Raw genomic sequence first — 22,683 nt, 5'->3', positions numbered from 1 at the left:
GGATTTTACCGGTGCGTTACTATTTTATGATCCGGAAACAATGCCGCAGCAGCTTCCCCTGGAAGTCGAAAGGCTCGGTCTGTTTGGTGATGTTTTTGATGGAGGCGGCTTCGATGGCGGGCTCGTCGAGTTCGAAGCGGCGCAGGTTGTTGCTGAAATACAGCACGCCGTCTTTTTTCATCGTCAGCAGTACTTTGTTGACGAGCGTCACATGATCGCGCTGGATATCGAGGAAATCCTTCATGCGCTTGCTATTCGAGAAGGTCGGCGGGTCGAGCACCACGAGGTCGTACGTATTGAGCTTCAGCTCGTCAAGGTGTTGCAGCACGTCTGCATGGATGTATTGATGTTTGGCAGGATCAAAGAGCCCGTTCAGCCGCATGTTGTCTTCGGCCCATTGCAGGTAGGTTTTGGAAAGGTCGATGGAAGTAACGGAAGCGGCGCCTCCCGCAGCTGCATATACGGAGAAAGAACCGGTGTAACAAAACAGGTTCAGTACTTTTTTGCCGGCGGCTTCTTCGCGCACCATGTGCCGGGTAATGCGGTGATCGAGGAACAGGCCGCTGTCGAGGTAGTCGGAAAGATTGACTTTGAATTTCAGCCCGTCTTCCTGTACCACCAGTTCTTCTTTACTGAAGTCGAGTTTTTCATACTGGCTCTGCCGGTTCTGCTTGCGTTGGCGGGTGCGGAGGAAAAGGTCGTCCGCCGGCACTTCCAGCACTTTGGCCACCACGTTCATGCTGTCCCGCAACCACTCGTCGTACGCGTCATCGTCCATGCCGTGCTGGCTCTGGTACTCAGCCACGTACACCTTTTCTTCGTACAGTTCTATGATGAGCGGAAACTCCGGCAAATCCCTGTCGTAAATCCTGAAACACGTAATGCCCTGGCGCCTGGCGGTTTTCCGCAGGTGCCTGTACACTTTGGACAGGCGGTTTTCGAACATCTGGAATTTGTCTGACATGGGTGCAAAGATGCGGAATAAAGGGGGGATAAAAAAGACCGTTCCACGGAGGTGAAACGGTCTTGTAAAGAAGTTATGCTATAGAGAATTTCCGGCTCAGCTGAAAATGTCCTTCACCTTTTCGAAGAAGCCCTTTTCGCTCTTTTCAGGATTGGGCTTGAAGTTGCCGGACTCCTGCATTTTTTCGAGCATGCTCTTTTCTTCGGAAGTCAATGTCTGCGGCGTCCATACGTTGACGTGAATCAGCTGGTCGCCTTTTTCGTAGCTGTTAACGGAGGGGAATCCTTTGCCTTTGAGGCGGAATATTTTGCCGCTTTGTGTGCCGGGGGGTACTTTGATTTTCGCTTTACCGTCGATGGTAGGTACTTCGAGCTGTACACCGAATGCGGCGTCGGGGAAGGAGATGTGCAGATCGTACGCCACGTTGAGGCCGTCGCGCTGCAGTTCCGGATGCGGCTCTTCCTCGATGAGTATCAGCAGGTCGCCGGGAGCGCCGCCTCTTTCGCCGGCGTTGCCTTTTCCGCTCATGCTCAGCTGCATGCCTTCCATTACACCAGCCGGAATGTCGATCGAAACGGTTTCTTCGCCGTACTGACGGCCTTCGCCTTTACAGCTGGTGCATTTGTTGGTAATGATCTGTCCCTCGCCGTTACAGGTGGGGCAGGTGGTCACCGTTTGCATCTGGCCGAGGAAGGTCTGCGTTACCTTGCGCACCTGGCCGGAGCCCTGGCAGGTGGTACAGGTCTGGAACGCGTTTTTGTCTTTGGCGCCCAGCCCGTTACAGGTGTTGCAGGTCACGTGTTTTTTGACCTTGATTTTTTTATTCGCGCCTTTGGCTATTTCTTCAAAGTTGAGTTTGATTTTTACGCGCAGGTTGCTGCCGCGGGAACCTCTTCCCCGGCGTGCGCCGCCGCCGCCGCCACGGCCGCCACCACCGAAAAAGCTGCCGAAGATGTCTTCGCCGAAAATGTCGCCGAAGTTGGAGAAGATATCATCCATGTTCATATGGCCGGTGCCGCCGTAACCGCGGTTGCCCATGCCGGCATGCCCGAATCGGTCGTATTGCCCGCGTTTATCCGGGTCGCTCAATACCTCGTACGCCTCTGCAGCCTCCTTGAATTTTTCCTCCGCTTCCTTGTTGCCGGGGTTACGGTCGGGGTGATGCTGCATGGCTACCTTGCGGTAAGCCTTTTTGATTTCGTCCTGCGAGGCTGATTTACCGACTCCCAGAATTTCATAAAAATCTCGTTTGGTGGACATGTTTATACACTTGAATAGCCCACTCCAATGAAGTGGGCCGGTTATCACATATTTATAGTGCCATGGTTATTTACCCACCACAACGCGGGCATGGCGAATAATCTTGTCGTTCAGATAGTAGCCTTTTTGCAGTTCATCCACCACCTTGCCCACCAGGTCAGGGGTAGGAGCGGGAATTTCTGTAATGGCTTCATGCAGGTCGGCATCAAATTCCTGATGAAGACTTTCCATGGGCTTCAGGCCTTTATTGGATAAAATATTGCGCAGTTTATTGAAAACCAGGGATACGCCGTCTTTTACGGCTTCGCTGCCCGCCGTTTCCAGCTGTTGGGAAGCGCGGTCCGTATCGTCGAGCACGTCCAGCAGGGCGGTGATCACTTCTCTATTAGCGGTGCTGATCAATTCGATCCGCTCCTTGGCATTGCGTTTTTTGTAATTGTCAAAATCGGCGCTGAGCAGCAGGTACTTTTTCTTCAGTTCCTCCAGGTCGGACTTTGCCTTCTCCAGTTCAGCCTCTTCCTGCACGGCATCGTTCAAATGGGTGGAGCCGCTCTGGTTCTCATCTGAATTAATGTCAATCTCGTTGGGGTCCGGCTGCCCATTTGCCTGCATTTCTTTGTCTTTTTCTGTCATGATGGTATAATTATCTGCAAAAGTACAACGGACAATTATTTTGCCAATCGGGGCTGCCGGGACAATTTGGCAGGATTTTCACTTCACGCATGGTGTTTTTGCATAACATAACGGAGCCATAAATTTGAAAAGCCTTTGCTCCCGGCCCGAAATCCGGACGGAGTAATTTATCTTTGCGGGGCATGACAAAGGTTTTTCTCAAGAAAAAAATACAGAACAGGGTGTTACTGGGCCACCCCTGGATATTCGGGAATGAAGTTGGCCAGATAGAGGGGGAAGTGAGCCCCGGGGATATTGTGGACGTTTTCACGCACAACGGTGTATTTGTGGGCCGGGGATATATCAACCCGCAGTCGCAGATACTGGTGCGCCTGCTGACCCGCAACAAGCAGGAGCAGGTGAACGATGCTTTTTTCTTCAACCGCCTGCAAAAGGCCTGGGAGTACCGGAAAAAGATCGGCTATGTGGAAAACTGCCGCCTCGTGTTCGGTGAGGCCGATGAACTGCCGGCGCTCGTCATCGATAAATTCAACGACTACCTGGTGATCCAGACCCTGGCATTGGGAATCGACCGGTGGAAGCCCGCCATCGTGGACGCGCTGGAAAAGATTTTCAAACCCAAAGGCATATACGAGCGGAACGATGTTCCGGTGCGTGAACTGGAAGGCCTGCCGCAGCAGAAGGGTTTTTTGAGCGCGCCTTTCGATACCAATATCATCCTGCATGAAAACGGCCTCCGTTTCCATGTAGATATCGAGAACGGCCAGAAAACCGGCTATTTCCTCGACCAGCAGGACAACCGCCGCGCCATCCAGCATATCGTAAAAGGGGCCGATGTACTCGAGGCATTCTGCTACACCGGTACGTTCTCCTGCCATGCCGGTCATTACGGCGCCAAAAGCGTACTCGGGCTCGATATCTCCGAGCATGCCGTGGCTACCGCCCGCCGCAATGCGGAACTGAACAACCTGCAGGATATCTGCAGCTTCCAGGCCGTGAATGCGTTCGACCAGCTGAAGCAGTGGACCAGGGAAGAAAAGAAATTCGATGTGGTGATCCTCGACCCGCCCGCTTTTACCAAAAGCCGCGAAAACATCCAGAAGGCCATTACGGGGTATAAAGAAATCAACCTGCGGGGCATGAAATTGCTGAAGCCGGGCGGTTTCCTTGTAACAGCAAGTTGCACCAACCTCGTGAACCCCTCACTGTTCCTGGAGATCATCGACATGGCCGCCAAAGACGCCCGCAAAAAATTGCGGCAGGTGACTTTCCTGACACAGGCGCAGGACCATCCGATCCTCTGGAACATCGAAAACACCACTTACCTGAAGTTCCTGATCGTGGAGGTGCAGTAGGCGAGTTTTTTTGTAAACTAAGGGTATCTACGCTTCATCTATGCTTCATCTATGCTTCAGCTACGGCGCATCCCCGGGGAGGCTATGGAGAAGCTTCGGTAAAAGATTGTGTATCAATGGCTTTTAAAGTGTATCAATAGGGTGTTACGGCAGGTGTTATCAAGATTTTAGTTTATGCCTGTAAACATCTGAGCGCAAAATATTCGCAGATACGAGACGATCGGGTTTTGCACATACTGATCGTTTTAAAGGATAGGCAAATAAAAAGGGGCGGCTCCATCGAGCCGCCCCTTTCGTTTATATGTAGAAGTTCTTATTTCACGACGTTAAATTTTCCGGATTCAATTACTTCGCTGCCGCCCACTTCCCTCAACTGAAAGATATAAAGGCCGCTGTAATAATTTTCAAGATTCAATTCCCTTCTGCCGCTCACGTTTTTCAGATGATCGATTTTCTTACCGAGAAAATTAAAAACAATAATCTCGTAAACCTTGTCGTTATTACGCTGAATTTCGAAATAAATTTTTGAAGAGGCCGGGTTGGGGTAAGCTTTCACTACTTTGACCACACTCTCCTGCCCGGTAGAAGTAGGTTTGCTTTGTGACATTGCCGGAGCGGCGAAGGTACAGAGCAATAAGATTAATAAGAGAGTAGAGTTTTTCAACATAGTAATCAAAGATAACAATTTTTTTAAATATTACTCAAATCTTTCCTGATTTAGTTCATTGTAAATATAACAAACGGTACGCCAAAAAGTGAATTTAGAAAGGCCTTTTTTTGAAAACTTTAACGCTTGTTAACTATTTACAATCAGAATGAGGGGCATGTGACGCTGTTAAGCGTCGTATTGCGGCTGTTCAGGAAATTCTTGAACACCATCGAAATCTCGAAACCGCCCATATTCTGACTGGCCGTCCGCAGTTTTGACATGTTAATATCGTAGCTCAGCCCGATTTCATAAGTGCCCATATCCAGCCGCACAACGGGCACCAAAGCGTCGTTGAGGCGGTAAAACAGCCCCCCGTATACCCCCCGGTCCGATTCCAGGCCCTGGTCCATCAGTCCGTAACCGATCAAAGCCCCGCCGATAAACTCCGTATAGGCGCCCTGGTGCATCTGGTTGTAGTGCGCCACTACCTTCACCCGCTCCGAAACGGGCACGGTAATTCCGAAGTTAAAGCTCATTTTAGGGTCGAGGGTGACTTTCGCGTTTTCGTAGAACGACACATTCGGCCGGTTAAAATGGTAATAGGCGGCCCCGATGAAATAGTTGGCGGCTTCCCCGAACACCCCGTTATAACTGATGCCGGCGCCCACGTCCCAGTAAGTATAACCGATTTTGGACATGCGGCCTTCTTCACCGGTAGGGGCGGAAGGGTCGAAACGGCCGCCTGTGTACTGGTTGTTGAAGGTCAGGTGGGTGGGGTCGAACTGGCGCTGCACCATGCCGCCCGTAAACCCGATCGATAAAAAGCTGTTCTTGTCCCCGTTCAGCGATTTGTGATAGTTGATGGCGGGCAGAATCTGTACGGACTGGAGAGCGGAGGTGCCCGCTTTGTCGTACGACAGCTGCAGGCCCGCGGTAATATGGTCGTTGTAGTTCCCGATGGGGAACTTCATCTCCCCGCTCATCGTGCCGGTCTGGTAAGGGATGGTGACGCTGTTCCACTGGTTGCGGTATACCGCCTGCAGCCGCACGTCACCCTTGTAAATGCCGATCAGGGCAGGGTTACGGAGAATAGGCGTTTCCGCGAACTGGGACAGGTGAATGTCCTGTGCGCCGGCATTGAGGCCTATCAGCAGCAGCACGGCACTTTTCCACAGCCTTTTCATGTTGCAAGAGTTTTCATGTTGTTATCGTAATAAGGTTACATTTCCCTTCAGCCGGAAACGCTCACCGGTGTCGCAGATGGCCTCGAACAGCCATACGTATACATCGGTGCCGAGGTCCCTGCCGTTGCGGGAACCGTTCCAGCCCTGGCTCACGTCGTCGATGTTAAAGTTTTCCCGGCGGAACACTTCCTGCCCCAGCCGGTTGAAAATGCGGAGCGACAGTACCTGCCGTACCCCTTTGCCCCGCGGGTAAAAGATATCGTTCTCCCCGTCGCCGTTGGGTGAAAAGCCGCCCGGCAGAAACACCCGGCTCTGGTCGCATACCAGCTGCACATGCATCACGTCCGAGGCTTTGCAGCCGGCGGTGTTGGTCACTTCCAGCGCATAATCCATAGATTCCCGCACCGCGGCAACCGTTTCGAGGCAGCCGGGGCAGTCGAGGTAGGTATTGGGTTTCCATTCTTTCGTGGTAACGTCGTTGCTATGACTGCCTTTGAGGAACAGCACGTTGCCCGCCGTGATGGTCTGATCGGCCCCGGCATTGACGGTAGGCACCGGTTTCACGGTGATGCTGATCTGCGCCGTGGCAGACGGGCAGGCGGGGTCGTTGCCCGCCGTAACGGTGTACCTGAGATCCTGCGTGGGCGCCACCACAGGGCGGGAGGTATTGGCGCCGGTAATGGCGGTGGCGGGCGACCAGCTGTAAAACGCTGCTCCGTCGGCACGCAGCTGCGCGCTCATCCCCCGGCAAATGGCAGTGTCCGCACTAACGGCCAGCGTTACCGCCGGCACCACTTTCAGGGAAACGGTATCGCTGGCGGTGCAGCCGTTTGCCGTGGTGGCCACAGCAATGTAGGAGGTGTCTTTCAGCGGGGTGACGGTGGGGTTGGTGCAGCCCGAACAACTGAGCTGGTAGGCCGGTTGCCACTGCACCGGGGCATTGCTGATGCCATGCAGGGTTACCCCCGCGCCTTCGCAGAGTTTGGCCTGGGGACTGAGCGCATGCACTACCGGTGTGGCATGGATCGGCACGGGCAGTGTGATGGAGTCCATACAGTTGCGCGCATCCTTGATCACCAGTTTCACCGGATAGCTGCCGCTGTTCCTAAACTGGGTGGCTGGCGGGTGCTGGACAGCGGCGGTCACGCCATTCCCGAAGTCCCATGTCCAGTTCGTGAGCGGGATGTTCGGGGAAGGGGTGGAGGCATCCTGGAATTTCACCGGGCGGCCTTCACAGGCCGGTGCGGCCACGGTAAACGAGGCTTCCGGCGCAATTACGTTAAGGTGCTGCTGTTTCACGACGGTGTCGCTGCAATAGGAAGGGTCTTTGTAAAAAATCACCAGCATATCGCTGAACACCCCTTTCACGGCCATCGTTTTTCGTATGTCCACGTCCGTTGTATTCAATACGGTACCGTCACCGAAGCGCCAGCTATAATAATCCACGAGCGTGTGCGGCACGTGCACCACCCCGTAGGCCACTTCGCTGTTGCGGCAGATGGTGCCTACGCCGGTATGGAAATCGGCACTGAATACCTGCACGGTCCTGAAAGTGGTGCTCATGCAGGTTTGTGCCGCATTGCGGGCCACCAGGCGTACGTTGTAGGTGCCTGGCTGCGAAAAAACATGCACCGGGTGCATGCTGTTATCCACCGGCGTATTATCGTCGAAATACCATTCGTAGGTATCGCCGGGAGCGCCGGTGGAAGTATTGGTAAATGTGTAGGCGTTTTTGTTGTCGCAGTGCCGGGAAAACCCGAAATCCGCCACCGGTCCGGCGGTACCCAGTGTAACCGGCGCCGCGGGCGTATAACATCCGTTAGAGCCGGCGCTCATCAGAACGGTAACGCTGCCGGCCGCACGAAATACATGGTTCACATCATTCTCCGGCCCTTCATAGCGCGTACCGTCGCCAAAATCCCAGCGATAGCGGGTTGCGTTCGTGGCGGTGGCCAGCAGGCGGGTGCTGGTGCCGGCGCAGCTGTTCGGCCGGGTAGCGGTAAAACTCACATTTTGCGGCGCATTGCCCGTGCGCACCAGCTGGGGAAAGTTTTTTACCGCCGTGCAGCCCTGCTGCGTTGTGACGGTAAGGCTGACATTATACGTGCCGGCCGCCGTATAGGTATGTTGTATGCCCGGCGCCGCTGTGCTCTGGTTCTGCCCGTCGCCGAACACCCAGGCCCAGGTTGCCACAGGGTCGTTGTTGATGGTAGCTGCCTGTGCGTTGAGGCTGGCCTGGAACGGCGCGCAGCCTTCCAGCCCCGTATTGGCAACGGTGACAACCGGCGCGGCGATGGTAATGAATTCTTTTTTTACCACCGTTTTCGTACAACCATTGGTGTTGGTGACAGTTAATTTCACATCAAACGTATCTGTCCGTGTAAACTGATGGGAGATGTTTGCCTGGTTGGTGGTAACCGGGGCCGTGCCGTCGCCGAAATCCCAGGTGCGCTGCTGCGCGCCGGGGGTCAGGTCGGTAAATACAGCTGTGTACGGGCCGCAGGCCACCTGTTTGTCGGCCGAAAAATCCACCGCTGGCCCGCCATATATCGTAAAACTCTGTGTGGTGCTGCTGTTCCCGCTGTTGTAAAAGGCGGTGAGGGTGACCGATACCGGCCCTGGTTCCGTAAATGTGATCACCGGCCGCTGCTCCCGGGAAGTGCGGCCGTTCCCGAAGTCCCACACCACCGCCAGGGGATTGCCCCCGCTGGTATGCTGGAACGTAAAGGTAGCCGGCGCACAAAACGATACGGGCGTCGCTGTGTACGTAAATGCCGCTTGCTGGGCCTTTATGACCCCCGGCGTTATTGAAAGGCACCCTATCAGCCATAGCCGGTAAATTTGGTTTTTCGTAGGTGTCATCACAGGATATGGGATAATTATGAATTATACAAATTTATAATATTAATCTGATATTAACGCAGCACCGTCACATTTCCTTTCAGCAGCAGCGGTTCCCCGGTGTCGCAGGTCAGTTCGGCGAAATAGATATATACGTCCGGGTTGACGGTTTTGCCGTTGAAGCGGCCGTCCCATCCGCACGACGGATCGTCGGTATTGCAATTGTTTCTTTCGAACACCAGTTGTCCCCAGCGGTTGAATATTTTGAACGACCGCACCGCACGGATGCCGCCTCCCCGCACATAAAACACATCATTCTGACCGTCACCGTTCGGGCTGAAGCTGTTGGGAATGAAGGCGGTGCTGCCGTCGCAAAGGAGCTTCACCAGCAGCAGCGCGATGGTCTGGCAACCGAACCGGTTGGTGGCAGTGATGTTGTACGTTACATCGCCTTTGGGGGTGATCACCGGTGCCGGGCAATCGGCGCAGGATATCCATTTGTTGGGATACCAGTTCCATTGCGTGATATCGCTGCTGCCCTGTACGTTGAGCGTTTGCGAAGTGCCCGCGGCAATCTGCAGCCCGCCGCTGACGCGGATTTCCGGGCTGGGGTGCACGGTGAGCAGCACATCGGCGGTATCGGTAAAACAGTTGTCCCTGCCGTAGCCGATCACCCGGTACTGGGTGGTGGCGGCAGGGTTGGCCAGCGGGCTGGCCACATCGGCGCGGTTCAACCCGGTTGCCGGCAGCCACTTGTAACTCAACGCGCCGGTGGCATGCAGCTGCGTTTGTTTGCCGCTGCACATCACGGCGTTGGAAGCGCGTACGTCAAACGGCTGCGAAACCAAGATGCGCATGGAATCGCGGCGGGTACAGCCGAAGCTGTTGGTGGCGTGCGCCCGGTACACGGTATCGCGGGCGGGGCTCACGATGGGATTGGTGGCCGTGCTGCTGGAAATGTTGTAGTTCGTCCACACAAGTTGCGCGTTGCCCGCGTTGGACTGTAGCTGCTGTGATTGCCCCAGGCAGATATTGGCCAGCTTCGGCGTTACGTCAAGCGAAGGCACGGGATTCACGGGAATGCTGAGCGTGGCGGTATTGGGACATTTATTGTTTTCGTTGCGGATGACCAGCTGCACCGTATGGAGTCCCGCATCGTTAAAGGCGAGCCTCGGCGCTCCGCTGGTGGCGGTATACAGCTGCCCGTCCACTATCCACGACCATTGCGTGCCGGGCAGGTTTTTCAAATCACGGCCGGACAGGCGGATGGAATCGCCGGCACAAACCGGGCTGATGGGATTGATATGCGCCTGCGGCAGGGTCTCTACTTTTACCGCACCGGTGGCGATGTCTTTACAGCCATACACGCTCGTTACCTCCACCTGTGCGGTATACGTACCGGGGCCGCTATACAGGAAGCTCGGGTGCTGCAGGGTGCTCACATCGTCCGTGCGGTTGTCGTAACCGAAGTTCCACGCGAACTGGTGCGCCTGCCCGAGCCGGTCTTTCGACAGGCCGGTGCTCCGGTCGGTGAAAAATACGTCCCCGGCATCGCAGGCGCGGCTGTCGTCGACCACGAATGCGGCCTTCACCTGGTCTGCGATAATATCCTGCCGCGGCCCCTGTGCGGGCACCTGGCAGCCTTTCGCATCTTCGAGGATGACGCGCGGGCTGTAAACGCCCTGCTGTTCATAATTATACTGGATGGTATTGGTGGTGGTGGTGAGCACGGTACCGTTGTCGAAATCCCAGATATATTTCACGGCATTCGGCGAACTGGCCGAGAAGGTAGCCTGTAAAGGTACGCAGCCTGTATTGGGCGTCCAGCTGCGGGTGCCGATGGGCCCGTCTATCTTGATCTGTTTGGTGGTGGTGCTTTCGCAGTTCCCTTCCGAATATACGGTCAGCTGCACGGTGTAGGTGCCGGGAAGGTTGTACACGTGCGAGGGCGATGGCAGGTTGGAGCGGCTGCCGTCGCCGAAGTCCCACATAGAACGGAGGAAGTCCGAGCTTTCGTTGGTGGTTTGTACGAGCACCGGCGGGCATTCGGCGAGGGTGCCGGGCACGCTGAACTTCGCTTTGGGATCGGGCACTTTGATGAAATCCTTTTTCACGACCGTTTCGGTACAACCCGGTCCGCCGGTCACTTTCAGCGTAACGGTATATAAGCCCGGCTGTGTATAGGTCTTGAGCGGATGCGCAGCGGTGCTGGTGGTATTATCACCGAAATTCCATTCGTATTGCAGGTTGGAGCCGGTCGACAAATTGCTGAACAGCTTCTCCTGGTTGAGGCAGGCGATGTTGCTCGCCGTGCGGAAGTCGGCCGTAACGCCGGTTACCGGCACTGCTTTGGTGACGCTGTGCTGGCAGCCTGCGTTATCGGTCACCCGCAGCCGCACGTCGTATGTACCCGTGTTCGCAAAAGCGTGTTTATGCGCCAGCGGTTGTGCCGTGAGGGTTTCCTCGGGGGAGCCGTCGTTGAAATTCCAGGTCCACGACACGATGCTGTTGCTATGGGTAGCCGTGGAGGCATCGGTAAACGTGATTTCGTCGTTTTCGCAATTGCGTCCTGCGAAGGTGAAGTCGGCCCTTGGCTCGTTCACCTGCACGGATATCGTGTTGGAATAAGTATCGCAGTTATTCAGGTCCCTCACCCGCAGCACGACCTGGTAAGTGCCTGCACTGGGATAGGTTTTTGAGATGTTGTTATCCGAGCTGATGGTGGTGGTTCCGTCGCCCCAGCTCCAGTGCCACACCTGGATATTGGCGTCGGTCAGCGCATTGCGGCTGAATACCACGGGGCTGCCGGCGCACACGGCCGCTTTGTCTGCCTGTATGACGGGTTTTTCATCGATGATGCGCACCACGCGGAACACATCGTCCTCACAATTGCCGTTGCTAACGAGCAGGCGTACACGATATTCACCCGGCGCCGGAAATACATGCACGGGATTTTGGTCTGTGGAAGTGGTACCGTCGCCGAATTCCCATTTCCAGGATTGCGGCATGCCCGCAACGGAGCCAAAGTCCGACGCATCATCGAACGTTACCGAATAACGGTCGCTGCACACCTGCGTGAATTCAAAATCGGCTACGGGCGGCAGGATGGTGATGAAATTATTTTTGGTGAGCGTGCGCTGGCAACCGTAGTTGTTCACTTCCAGTGTGATGGTATGAAGGCCTTCCGTCTGGAAGTAATGGGTGGGATTTTCCTCGGTGGAGCCGCTGTTGTCATTGTGGAAGATCCAGCGCCACTCCGTACCGCGGGGCTGGCTGAGATTGGTAAACCGCACCGGCTCGATTGCGCAGGGCGCTTTCGGATTGGCGTCGAATTCCACTACCGGTATTTCCCCGGCACGCATGCTGATTTCGCGAACGAGCGTACATCCGCCGGTGACAGTGGCGGTGAGGCGCGCGGTGAACACGCCCTGCGTTGTGTAGGTATGCGACGGCTGCGCTTCGGTTGAGGTGGTGCCGTCTCCGAAATCCCAGTGCCAGGCCGTGATGGCGCCGGCGGACTCCAGCATGGACCTGAATGTAGTGGTAAACGGCAGGCATCCCTGCCGCTCCGAAGCGCTGATGGTCATTTGCGGCACCTGTATCCGCACCGCATCCGGCACGGTTACATTGGCCGTACAGCCATACTGGCTGGTGATCTGTAAAGACACGGGGTAGTTGCCGAATGTTCCGTAAATGTGCGAAGGCGATTCCGCGGCGGACGTATTGCCGTCGCCGAAATTCCATTGCCAGGCGGCGGCGCCGGTGGACGTAGAGGTGAATTGCGTGGTGAACGGCACCGCGCAACCGATCTCGGGCGATACGGTAAAGCTGGCCCGGGGCGCTTCATGCACTGTGATGGTTTTGGTGACGGTTTCCATACAGCCGGGCGTGCCGCTGTTCAGGGTCACCTGGTAATCCCCGGGCGTACTGAAAGTAAACAGGGCGTTTTCACTTTGCTGGGTGCTGCCGTCGGGCAACGTCCAGGTGGAAAGCGTGGGCCGGGGCGTGGTATTGTTTGCCAGCACAATGCTGGTACCGGCGCATGCGGCTCCCTGCACGCTGAAGTCGGCCCGTGTTTTTTCGATGACGATGAACGACTGTTTGGTGATCACCGCTTCGCAGCCTTCCGCTGTTCTGGCCGTGAGCGTAACGGTATAGCGCCCTTCCTGCAGGTATTCATGAGCCGGATGCTGGTCGGTGGACGTGTTGGCCGCACCCGATGCCGGGTCGCCGAAATCCCAGCTGTAGGTCAGTCCCGCCGGCCCGCTGCTGCGGAAATTGACGGGAAGGGGCGTTACACAGCTGCCGCTGACATCGGCCGTAAAATCGACGGCAGGCGTTTGCCCGACCGTGATCAGCCGGCTTTTGGTGAGCCCCTGCGAGCAGCCGAAGCTGTTGGTGACGATCGTGGAAATAGAAAAGACGCCGCTGACATTGTAGGTATGGCTGGGATTAATGGCGGTGGAGGTATTACCGTCGCCGAAATCCCATACCACATCACGGATGATGCCTGAGCCGGGTGTTGACTGGTCTGTAAACTGCACCTGCAGCGGCGTACAGCCTGTCACGGCGGATACCGAAAAGGCCGGTGCCGGATTGGCGTATACCACGATGTTTTTGCTGAAGGTTTTGGGCCCGGAAGGGTAGGTAACGGTAAGCGTCACCGTGTATGTGCCAGGATCGAGGAAAAGCCTGTCCGCATCGCGCGTGGTGGTGCCGGAGCCGCCGTTGCCGAAGTCCCAGCTATAACTCAGCGCGCCGTTATCTGAAGTGTTGGTGAAGGAGACGGTAAGCGGGGCGCAACCTGATTCCCTGCTGGCCGTGAAACCCGCGGTTTGCGCATACGAAACGGCCGGCACGGTAAAAAACACCGCACAGAACATTAGGATAGATATAAGCCCTTTCGACACGCGTTGCAGGTTGATCATGGATATACGGATAAAGTAGGTGCTGCGGTTGCCGCAGGTGTTTCACTGTAAAAATAATATTAAAAAAACAATTATCTGTCTGTATTAACATTATGTTTTCAATGAGTTAGCTGATTTATCACCAATTTGCCGGCATGCCGGGGCTATGGCCCCGCATCTCTGAAAACGGAACTGCCTGGGGAACAGGCAAAAAGTACAAACAGTTAAGCGGCATGGAGGCATTAGATAAAGCTTATTGGAACGCGCGCTACGAGAGCGGCGAAACCGAATGGGATATGGGAACTGTATCTCCGCCTTTAAGGGATTACATCGATCAGCTACCGAACAAAAACCTCCGGATCCTGATCCCGGGGGGCGGTAACAGCTATGAGGCCAAGTACCTGTGGGACGCCGGGTTTCACGATGTAACAGTGCTCGACATATCGTCCGTGGTCATCGACCGCCTCAAGCGGCAGCATGAACAGACGGGCATCAAGTTCGAGACCGGCGACTTTTTCGAGCACGAAGCAGAGTACGACCTGATTATCGAGCAGACCTTCCTCTGCGCGCTCGATCCCAGCCTGCGCCAGGCTTACGCCCGGCATATGTACGATCTGTTGTGGGAAGAAGGGCGGCTGGTAGGTGTGCTCTTCAACCGCGAGTTTGAAGCGCCCGGCCCGCCGTTTGGCGGCGGCATCAAGGTGTACCGCCGCATGTTTGAGCCATATTTCAGTTTTAAAACTTTTGCACCCTGTTATAATTCCCACCCGGCCCGCCAGGGGAAAGAGGTGTTTATCAACTTCCGAAAGCTCGACCCGCTTTCGAGAAAACGTTAAAGCCTTATCTTTACGGTCTGACCAACAGACCCGATAATGAACAGGATTTTGCTTATGGCCGCTTTGCTGCTGGCTACCTTCTCCAGCCAGGCTCAAAACACGGTATCACCCGAAGTATTTGAAAAAGGGCTGCAACAGCCCGGCATCCAGCTGCTGGACGTGCGCACCGCCAAAGAGTTCGGTACAGGCCACCTGTCCGATGCATTACAGGCCGATTTCACCAAAAAAGAAGAGTTTTTCGGGCGCATCCAGCACCTCGACAAGTCGAAGCCCGTCTACATATATTGTCTGAGCGGAGGCCGCAGCACCGCAGCCGCCAAATGGATGCGCGACAACGGGTATCAGCAGGTAGTGGAACTGACGGGCGGCGTGATGGCGTGGAAAAACGCCGGGAAAGCGCTCACCGGCGCCGCTGCCGGGCCACAGATGAGCATCGCCGCTTTTGAGAAAGGCGTGAAAGCCGGCAAATGGATACTGGTGGATGTTGGCGCCGCCTGGTGCCCGCCCTGCCGCAAAATGGAGCCCATCGTAAAACAGTTCCAGGCCGCCAAAAAAGTGAAAGTGCTGAATGTGGACGGAGGCCGGGATATCGATGTGATGAACAGCATCCACGCGAAAACACTGCCCACTTTTGTGTTGTATAAAGACGGGAAGGAAGTGTGGCGGAAAGAAGGTGTGGCTACTTTGGAAGAATTGAACGCCGCTGTGAAGTAAAACAGCTGAAGTCATAGTGAAGGTTGCTCTCAGAGCAACCTTTTTTTATGCAGCGAGTTGCCTGTTCGCCCGGAAGCTATTGAAAATGAGATAGATATGACATACAAGGTGGCTGAAACCAGCCATCCTTCTGTGATCCTTCGTCGATCCTTCGTCGAAACACCGTCAAATCCGCCCGGGTGTTGAACACCGTCGGAGAACCGCTATTGGATCACCGAACAAACGCCCAAGGATCGACGAAGGATCACAGAAGGATGACCGGCAGGGCCGTCTTGCAATCGGTTTGCCATCAGGCGGGGAAAGAGGGGGGACAAAATAGGTTCAAACACGTTTGTAGAAGCTGGAAGTCAATTGAAAAGGAGAGGCTGTATCAGAACAGAAGAGGGCGTCGGGAATCGCTTGGGTGACTATCTGGTTTAAAAAAGAGGCCGTATCGGAAATAAAAGAGGGCCTGGGAATCGCTTAAGTGACTATCTGTTTTAAAGAAGAGACTGTATCAAAACTAAAAAAGGGACCTCGGGAATCGCTTGAATGACTACCTGTCTTCATCAGGTACCCGAATAAAAAGGGCTGTATCGCACTTTTGATACAGCCCTTTTTCAGCATTATTGTTCATTTAACTCATAGATTCCGCCGTACTTCTTTTCCGCGTATGCGAGGAAGTGTTTGAACGAGAGTTTTTCCCCGGTTACTTTTTCGCACAATTCATTGGACGTATAGAAGCGCCCGTAACGGTGGATGTTGTTGCGGAGCCATTCCAGCAGTGTGTTGTAGTTGCCGGAGGCAATGGCGTTTTCGAGCCCCGGCACCTGCTTTACGGCGGTGTTGTACAGCTGCGCCGCATAAAAACTGCCGAGCGAGTAGGTGGGGAAGTAGCCGAAGCTGCCGTGCGACCAGTGAATGTCCTGCAACACGCCCCGCAGGTCGTCGGGCACTTTCACCTGCAGGTAATCGAGGTAATACTGGTTCCAGATGTCGCGCAGGTCTTTAGTCTGCAGGCTGCCATCGAGCAGGCCTTTTTCGATTTCGTAGCGGATCATCACGTGGAAGTGATAAGTCAGTTCATCGGCTTCCGTGCGGATGAGCGAGGGCTGCACGAGGTTGATGGCTTTATAGAAATTCTGCAGAGGCACTGCCAGGAGGTTGCTGCGGAAGATGCCCTGCAGGTTGCCGTAGTGATGCTGCCAGAAAATGAGGCTGCGGCCTACATTGTTTTCCCATAACCGCGATTGCGACTCGTGGATGCCCAGGCTGGCCGCCTCGCCGCATGGCAGGCCGTACTCTTCAGCCGGCAGCCCCTGTTCGTACAACGCATGCCCGCCTTCGTGGATGCAGCTCCAGGTCATATTGCCCAGGTCCTGCTCGTCGATGCGGGTGGTCACGCGCACATCGCGCGGGTTGAAGCTGGTGGTGAAGGGGTGTTCGGACACATCCTGCCGGCCCGCATTGAAGTCGTAGCCCATCGAGCGGAGAATGCCCAGCCCGAATTCCCATTGCTGGTCTTTGGGATAGTGACGGGCCAGGAACTTACGGTCCGGCACATCGCGCAGCGCGATCTGTTGCAACAGCGGCAGGAGGGAGTTTTTCACGTCCCTGAAGATGGTATCGAGCATCTGCACGTCGGCGCCTCTTTCATATTCGTTCAGCAGCGCATCGTAGGGGTGCCCGGTGTAACCGAGGATATCTGCTTCCCGTTTTTTCAGATCCACCATTTTGGCCAGCAGTGGTTCAAAAACGGCAAAGTTATTTTCCTTGCGCGCCTTGATCCAGGCGTGGTATGCGGCGTTGGTGGCCGACGACATTTCGGCAACAAAAGCCGCCGGGTATTTGCGGTTCTTTTCGTAATCTTCGAGGGAAAGGGCCACGTTCTTTTGCTGGATGGCGCTCAGGTCGGTGCGGTTGCCCAGCTCTCGGAGCAGGCCGCCCAGCGATTCGTCGGCAAAGAGTTCGTGGGCAATGGTGCTGAGGGTGGTCAGTTGCCGCCCCCGGAAGGTGGCGCCTGCGGGGGGAAGGTATGTTTCCTGGTCCCAACCCAATACAGACATGGCATTCCGGACATCCGCTATTTTCTGCATCTTTTCAACATAATCCTGGTAAAGGTCGGCTGAAGTTTTTTGTACTGTCATTAAAACCATTTTATTTTACAAATCTAAGGAACCTGCTCAAACCGGGGCTGGCAGCCGGAATAAAATCCAAGATAAGATATGTACATCCACGATATAATACAAGTGCTGGAAGCATTTGCCCCGCTGAGTTACCAGGAGCATTATGACAACGCCGGCCTTATTTTCGGCAGCCCGGAAACACCCGTGACCGGCGTGCTGCTCACGCTGGATGCTACCGAAGCGGTGCTCGACGAAGCGAAGGAAAAAGGATGCAACCTGGTGGTGGCCCATCATCCCATCGTGTTCGGCGGGCTGAAAAAGATCACCGGCCGCAATTACGTGGAGCGGGTGGCCATCAAAGCCATTAAAAACGATATCGCCGTATATGCCGCCCATACCAACCTTGACAATGTGCGGGGAGGGGTGAGCGCCATGATGGCGGCGCGGCTGGACCTGCAACATACCCGGGTACTGGCCCCCAAAAGGGAACTGCTGCGCAAGTTATACACCTTCGCCCCCCTTGCCGACGCCGAAATTGTGCGGGCCGCCCTTTTTGCCGCCGGGGCCGGCCATATCGGCAAATACAGGGAATGCAGCTTTTACAGCAACGGCACCGGCACCTTCAAAGGCGCACCGGATACGGACCCCTATGTGGGAAAACCCGGGGAAAGGCACCTGGAGGAGGAAACCAGGATAGAAGTGATTTTCCCGGCCCATCTCGAAGACTGGGTGATCCGGGCGTTGCTGCAGCATCATCCTTACGAGGAGGTGGCGTACGACGTGGTGAAGCTGGAGAATGCCTATGCGGAAGTGGGATCCGGTCTCATTGGCACATTACCGGCGGAAATGGACGAAATGGACTTTTTGCACCTCGTGAAGGAGCGGTTCAATACCGCCTGTGTACGGTATACCCCCCTGCGCGGTAAAAAAGTCCGGCAGGTGGCCCTCTGTGGCGGGGCCGGCAGTTTTCTGCTGAAACAGGCAAAATCGGCCGGGGCAGACGCCTTCGTGTCCGCCGACTTTAAATACCATGAATTTTTTGATGCTGAAAATCAATTGATTATAGCGGATGTGGGACATTTTGAGAGCGAACAGTTCGCAGTGGACTTATTTTATCATATATTGACTGAAAATTTCCGTAAATTTGCGCCTCTAAAATCTACCATCAATACAAACCCGGTAAATTATTTATAATACATGGCTACTGTTAAAGAATACAACGTTGAGGAGAAGCTGGTCGCTGTACTGAAATTACAGAAGATCGATTCCAAGTTGGACGAAATCCAGGTACTGAAAGGTGAGTTGCCGATGGAAGTACGTGACCTGGAAGACGAAATCGAGGGCCTCAATCACCGCCAGACTCATATTGAAGATGAGATCAAAGGCATTACCGACTTTGTGGCTTCCAAAAAAGCAGCCATTAAAGAAGCGGAAGCCCTGGCGAAGAAATACGAGAAGCAGCAGGACAATGTGAAGAACAGCCGTGAGTTCGAAGCGATCTCCAAAGAGATCGAAATGCAGAACCTGGAGATCAAGCTGGCAGAGAAACATATCAAAGACGCCAACGAAGAGATCAAGGATAAGAACCGCACCCTGGAAGTAGCAAAGAAAGCTGTATCGGAGAAGGAGCAGAACCTGAAGCATAAAAAAGGCGAACTGGAGAAAATCATCAGTGAAACCGATAAAGAGGAAAGGGCTTTCGAAAAACAGAGCGAAGACGCCCGTGAAAAGGTAGACGCGCGTCTGCTGCAGGCGTATGAAAAAATCCGTAAGAACTACCGCAACGGCCTGGCCGTGGTGACCATCGTACGTGATTCCTGCGGCGGCTGTTTCAACGCTATTCCGCCCCAGCGCCAGGCTGAAATCCGCCAGCGCAAGAAAATCATCGTATGCGAGCATTGCGGCCGCATCGTGGTGGATAACGACCTGGATGCCACCGTTACCATCTAAGCACCGGTACGATAACTTATCATTATAAAGGAACTCCGCGCATGTCCATTGCGCGGAGTTCCTTATTTTTGCCCCTATGCGTTTTATTTTCATCATCGCGATCTGCTGCAGTATATCCGTTCACGTAAGTGCACGGGAGAAGAAGTATGAGTTCAATACCCGCTGCCAGCAGGCCTACGATGCCATCATGCAGCTCCGGCTCAATACCGGCAGGGCCATGCTGGAGGAAGAAAAGCGCAGCAACCCCGATAACCTCATTCCTTATTTCCTGGATAACTACATCGATTTTTTCACCCTGTTCTTCAACGAAGATCCCGATGTGTATGCCCGGCAGCGCAAGCTGCGCGGCACCCGGCTCGACCTGATGAGTGAAGGCCCGTCCGGCTCGCCGTATTACCTCTATACGCAGGCCGCCATCAAGTTCCAGTGGGCCATGGTAAAAGTGAAGTTCGGGGAGAAGTGGGACGCCGTCTGGGAAATACGCAAGGCTTACTTGACGCTGAAAGAAAACCAGCGTAAGTTCCCCCAGTTTTTACCGAACAACATGATGGTGGGATCCATGCAAACCGTGTTCGGCACCATTCCCGAAGGCTATAAATGGATCACGAACATCCTCGGCCTGCGGGGCAGTATCAAAGACGGGATGGCGCTGCTGCAGGGATTCATCAATAGCAACGATCCCACTGCGGTGGCATTCCGCGAAGAAAGCTATTATTACTACTGCTACCTGAAATTGTTCATCGAAAATAAACCCGAACAGCTCTGGCAGTTCATCCAGCAGAAGCGGCTGGATACCGAGCATAATTACCTGTTCGCGCTCATGGTGGCCAACCTGTCGATGAATAACCAGAAAGCCGACCAGGGCATTAAAGTGCTCCAGGAGTTCAATCATACCGCCGAATACGCCGATATTCATTATCACAACTACGTGCTGGGCATCATGAAACTGGAGCGCCAGGATGAGGATGCCATAGCGTATCTCGAAAGGTTCGTGAATAACTTCCGGGGTAAATTTTATGTGAAGGAAGCGCTGCAGCGCCTCAGCTGGGCGTATTACCTGAAAGGCAATATGGCCATGGCCAATAAGTACCGGGGGCTGGTTGCATCGCGTGGGAACACGGAAACGGATGCCGACAAACAGGCGCAGAAAGAGGCCAAAAGCGGCGCATGGCCCAATCCTACGCTGTTAAAAGCCCGGCTGCTGAGCGATGGCGGCCAGTACACAGCCGCCCGCGACCTTTTGCTGGCCAAACGTGCCGGCGACTTCAGCACCGTATCCGAAAAACTTGAATACGCTTACCGCCTGGGCCGTATTTACGATGAAATGGGGCTGGATACCAACGCCATGCGCCTCTATGAAACCACTATCAGGATCGGCAGCAACCGCCCTGAATATTTTGCTGCACGCTCTGCCCTGCAATTAGGCTATATTTATGAAAAGATGGGCGACAAAGGCAAAGCGCGGCAGAGCTTCCAAACCTGCCTCGACATGCAGGGCCACGATTACAAAAACTCGCTCGACCAGCGCGCGAAAGCGGGATTGTTGCGGCTGGACGGGAAGTAGTTAATTTACAATACACTTGCAAACACCATTATGTTATTCCGCTTAGTTATTCAGAATTACGCGATCATTGAGCAACTGGAAGTGGATTTTTCCGCCAACCTCAATGTCATTACCGGCGAAACAGGTGCAGGTAAATCCATTCTGCTGGGGGCGCTCAGCCTTATATTGGGTGAGCGGGCAGACCCTTCGGTGTTGTTCGACAAAACAAGGAAGTGTGTGATAGAGGGGCAGTTTAAAGTGAAAAGAGAGCAGGTGCAGGCCTTTTTTGAAGCCAATGAGCTCGACCTCGAGGAAGGGGTGATCATCCGCCGCGAGATCTCAGCCGCCGGTAAATCCAGGGCCTTTATCAACGATACGCCCGTCAACCTCGGGCAGCTCTCCGAACTGAGCGGCCTGCTGGTAGACCTGCACCAGCAGTTTGATACCCTTGAGCTGGAAAAATCAGACTTCCAGCGGCAGGTGATCGATGCGCTGGCCGGCCACCACGACCAGCTGCAGCTGTACACCCGCCAGTTCAGGGACTACAGCCGCCTGCAAAAAGAACTCAAAGAACTGGAGCAGCAGCGCGATCATGCCAATAAAGAATCCGACTATCATAAATTTTTACTCGACGAATTGCTGGAAGCGGCTTTGCAGGACGGTGAAGTTGAGGCCCTCGAGGCGGAGCAGCAGATGCTGAGCCACGCCGAGGAAATCAAGGGCACGCTGAACCGCATCTGTTTTCAGCTGAGTGAAGACGAGCAGCCGGTGTTACAGCAGCTTCGCCAGTTACAGGCCTCTCTGCAAACGCTGGCCGCTTATCATAAAGACATCCCCGCGCTCTCCGAGAGGATGCAAAGCAGTTATCTCGAGCTACAGGACATTGCGGCCGAAGTGGAGCAGCTCAATGATCACGTGCAGTTTGACGGAGAGCGGCTGGAGCAGCTGACGGAAAGGCTCAACATGGCTAACCGGCTGCTCAAGAAACACAATGCCCACAATACAGGCGAATTGCTGGCCATCCAGGCAGATCTCGATCAGAAACTCCAGGGCATGCTGAACCTCGACGACCGCATCCTGGAGCTGCAGAAAAATATCGCGGTGCTGCAGCAGCAGCTGGAACAGGCCGCCAGCGCCATTACCCGCGAGCGCAAGGCAAAGGTGGAGCCTTTTGAACAGAAGGTGAACGCCCTGCTGGCACAGGTGGGGATGCCCAATGCGCGCATAAAGGTGGATATCCAGCAGGGGCCGCTGCAATTGTACGGCCAGGACGTGATAGAGTTTTTGTTCGACGCCAACAAGGGCAACCAGTTCGGTCCCATCCGCAAGGTGGCTTCCGGTGGGGAGCTGAGCAGGCTGATGCTGTGCATCAAATCGCTGGTGGCGCGTTCGGTGGCATTACCCACCCTGATATTCGATGAAATCGATACCGGTATTTCAGGGGAAGCGGCGCGCCAGGTGGGGATTATCATGAAAGAACTGGCCCGCGGCCATCAGGTGGTATGCATCACCCACCAGCCGCAGCTGGCCGGAAAAGCAGACGCGCATTACTTTGTGTACAAGCAGCTGGAAGGGGAGAAGGTGCATACCCATGTGCGCCTGCTGACGCAGGAAGAACGCATCACCGCCATTGCCAAAATGCTGAGCGGGGAGAAGCCCACGGCCGCAGCTTTGGAAAACGCGCGGGAGATGGTTACGCAATAACATTTCAATTTTCGGTTTAAACGGCTAAATTTGCCCAA

15 protein-coding genes are annotated in these 22,683 nt (G+C 54.7%); 7 read left to right on the top strand and 8 right to left on the bottom strand.

What is annotated here, in order from left to right; genetic code table 11:
* Positions 1-19: 19 nt before the first annotated feature.
* The 3 genes from EGT74_RS22535 to EGT74_RS22525 all read right to left on the bottom strand — a co-directional run bounded on the left by EGT74_RS22535 (position 20) and on the right by EGT74_RS22525 (position 2,857).
* A complete protein-coding gene (locus tag EGT74_RS22535; RefSeq protein WP_123848785.1) occupies positions 20-964 on the bottom strand; it encodes a class I SAM-dependent methyltransferase in 945 nt (314 codons plus the stop codon).
* A 96-nt stretch (positions 965-1,060) separates the two neighbouring features.
* Positions 1,061-2,224 (bottom strand): molecular chaperone DnaJ, encoded by a 1,164-nt coding sequence (dnaJ, locus tag EGT74_RS22530; RefSeq protein WP_123848784.1) that lies wholly within the window; start codon positions 2,222-2,224, stop codon positions 1,061-1,063.
* A 66-nt stretch (positions 2,225-2,290) separates the two neighbouring features.
* A complete protein-coding gene (locus tag EGT74_RS22525) occupies positions 2,291-2,857 on the bottom strand; it encodes a nucleotide exchange factor GrpE (RefSeq protein WP_181954768.1) in 567 nt (188 codons plus the stop codon).
* A gap of 182 nt (positions 2,858-3,039) precedes the next feature.
* On the opposite strand from EGT74_RS22525, the gene EGT74_RS22520 reads away from it, so the two are divergent.
* Positions 3,040-4,212, top strand: a complete 1,173-nt coding sequence (locus EGT74_RS22520; protein WP_123848783.1) for a class I SAM-dependent rRNA methyltransferase — start codon at positions 3,040-3,042, stop codon at positions 4,210-4,212.
* Positions 4,213-4,525: 313 nt separating this feature from the next.
* Here the strand turns inward: EGT74_RS22520 and EGT74_RS22515 are convergent, their stop codons facing one another.
* From EGT74_RS22515 to EGT74_RS22500, 4 genes are all read right to left on the bottom strand, one after another.
* Positions 4,526-4,879, bottom strand: coding sequence for a T9SS type A sorting domain-containing protein (locus EGT74_RS22515; protein WP_123848782.1), 354 nt, complete (start codon positions 4,877-4,879; stop codon positions 4,526-4,528).
* 143 nt (positions 4,880-5,022) lie between these two features.
* Positions 5,023-6,045: a PorP/SprF family type IX secretion system membrane protein gene (locus EGT74_RS22510; protein ID WP_123848781.1), complete on the bottom strand. Its 1,023-nt coding sequence runs from the start codon at positions 6,043-6,045 to the stop codon at positions 5,023-5,025.
* Between the two features lie 21 nt (positions 6,046-6,066).
* Entirely contained in the window at positions 6,067-8,907 is a 2,841-nt protein-coding gene (locus EGT74_RS22505) for a PKD domain-containing protein (protein WP_123848780.1), read from the bottom strand.
* 53 nt (positions 8,908-8,960) lie between these two features.
* Positions 8,961-13,814: a PKD domain-containing protein gene (locus tag EGT74_RS22500; protein ID WP_123848779.1), complete on the bottom strand. Its 4,854-nt coding sequence runs from the start codon at positions 13,812-13,814 to the stop codon at positions 8,961-8,963.
* A 212-nt stretch (positions 13,815-14,026) separates the two neighbouring features.
* On the opposite strand from EGT74_RS22500, the gene EGT74_RS22495 reads away from it, so the two are divergent.
* Both EGT74_RS22495 and EGT74_RS22490 read left to right on the top strand, forming a co-directional pair.
* Positions 14,027-14,629: a methyltransferase domain-containing protein gene (locus tag EGT74_RS22495; protein ID WP_123848778.1), complete on the top strand. Its 603-nt coding sequence runs from the start codon at positions 14,027-14,029 to the stop codon at positions 14,627-14,629.
* A 36-nt stretch (positions 14,630-14,665) separates the two neighbouring features.
* Positions 14,666-15,343, top strand: coding sequence for a rhodanese-like domain-containing protein (locus EGT74_RS22490; protein WP_123848777.1), 678 nt, complete (start codon positions 14,666-14,668; stop codon positions 15,341-15,343).
* Between the two features lie 605 nt (positions 15,344-15,948).
* On the opposite strand, the gene EGT74_RS22485 is transcribed toward EGT74_RS22490, so the two are convergent.
* Positions 15,949-17,469 (bottom strand): carboxypeptidase M32, encoded by a 1,521-nt coding sequence (locus EGT74_RS22485; protein WP_123848776.1) that lies wholly within the window; start codon positions 17,467-17,469, stop codon positions 15,949-15,951.
* Positions 17,470-17,547: 78 nt separating this feature from the next.
* Between EGT74_RS22485 and EGT74_RS22480 the strand changes: the two genes are divergently transcribed.
* The 4 genes from EGT74_RS22480 to recN all read left to right on the top strand — a co-directional run bounded on the left by EGT74_RS22480 (position 17,548) and on the right by recN (position 22,645).
* Positions 17,548-18,642: a Nif3-like dinuclear metal center hexameric protein gene (locus tag EGT74_RS22480; RefSeq protein ID WP_123848775.1), complete on the top strand. Its 1,095-nt coding sequence runs from the start codon at positions 17,548-17,550 to the stop codon at positions 18,640-18,642.
* 3 nt (positions 18,643-18,645) lie between these two features.
* Complete coding sequence (locus tag EGT74_RS22475) at positions 18,646-19,398, top strand: zinc ribbon domain-containing protein (RefSeq protein WP_123848774.1); 753 nt, start codon at positions 18,646-18,648, stop codon at positions 19,396-19,398.
* Positions 19,399-19,474: 76 nt separating this feature from the next.
* Complete coding sequence (locus EGT74_RS22470) at positions 19,475-20,962, top strand: tetratricopeptide repeat protein (RefSeq protein WP_123848773.1); 1,488 nt, start codon at positions 19,475-19,477, stop codon at positions 20,960-20,962.
* A 30-nt stretch (positions 20,963-20,992) separates the two neighbouring features.
* Positions 20,993-22,645 (top strand): DNA repair protein RecN, encoded by a 1,653-nt coding sequence (gene recN, locus EGT74_RS22465; RefSeq protein ID WP_123848772.1) that lies wholly within the window; start codon positions 20,993-20,995, stop codon positions 22,643-22,645.
* Positions 22,646-22,683 lie beyond the last annotated feature (38 nt).

It is taken from the genome of Chitinophaga lutea, from assembly GCF_003813775.1.
Classification (GTDB): domain Bacteria; phylum Bacteroidota; class Bacteroidia; order Chitinophagales; family Chitinophagaceae; genus Chitinophaga; species Chitinophaga lutea.
Note: the sequence above shows the minus strand (reverse complement) of the source record. Positions and strands in the feature narration are given on the sequence as shown.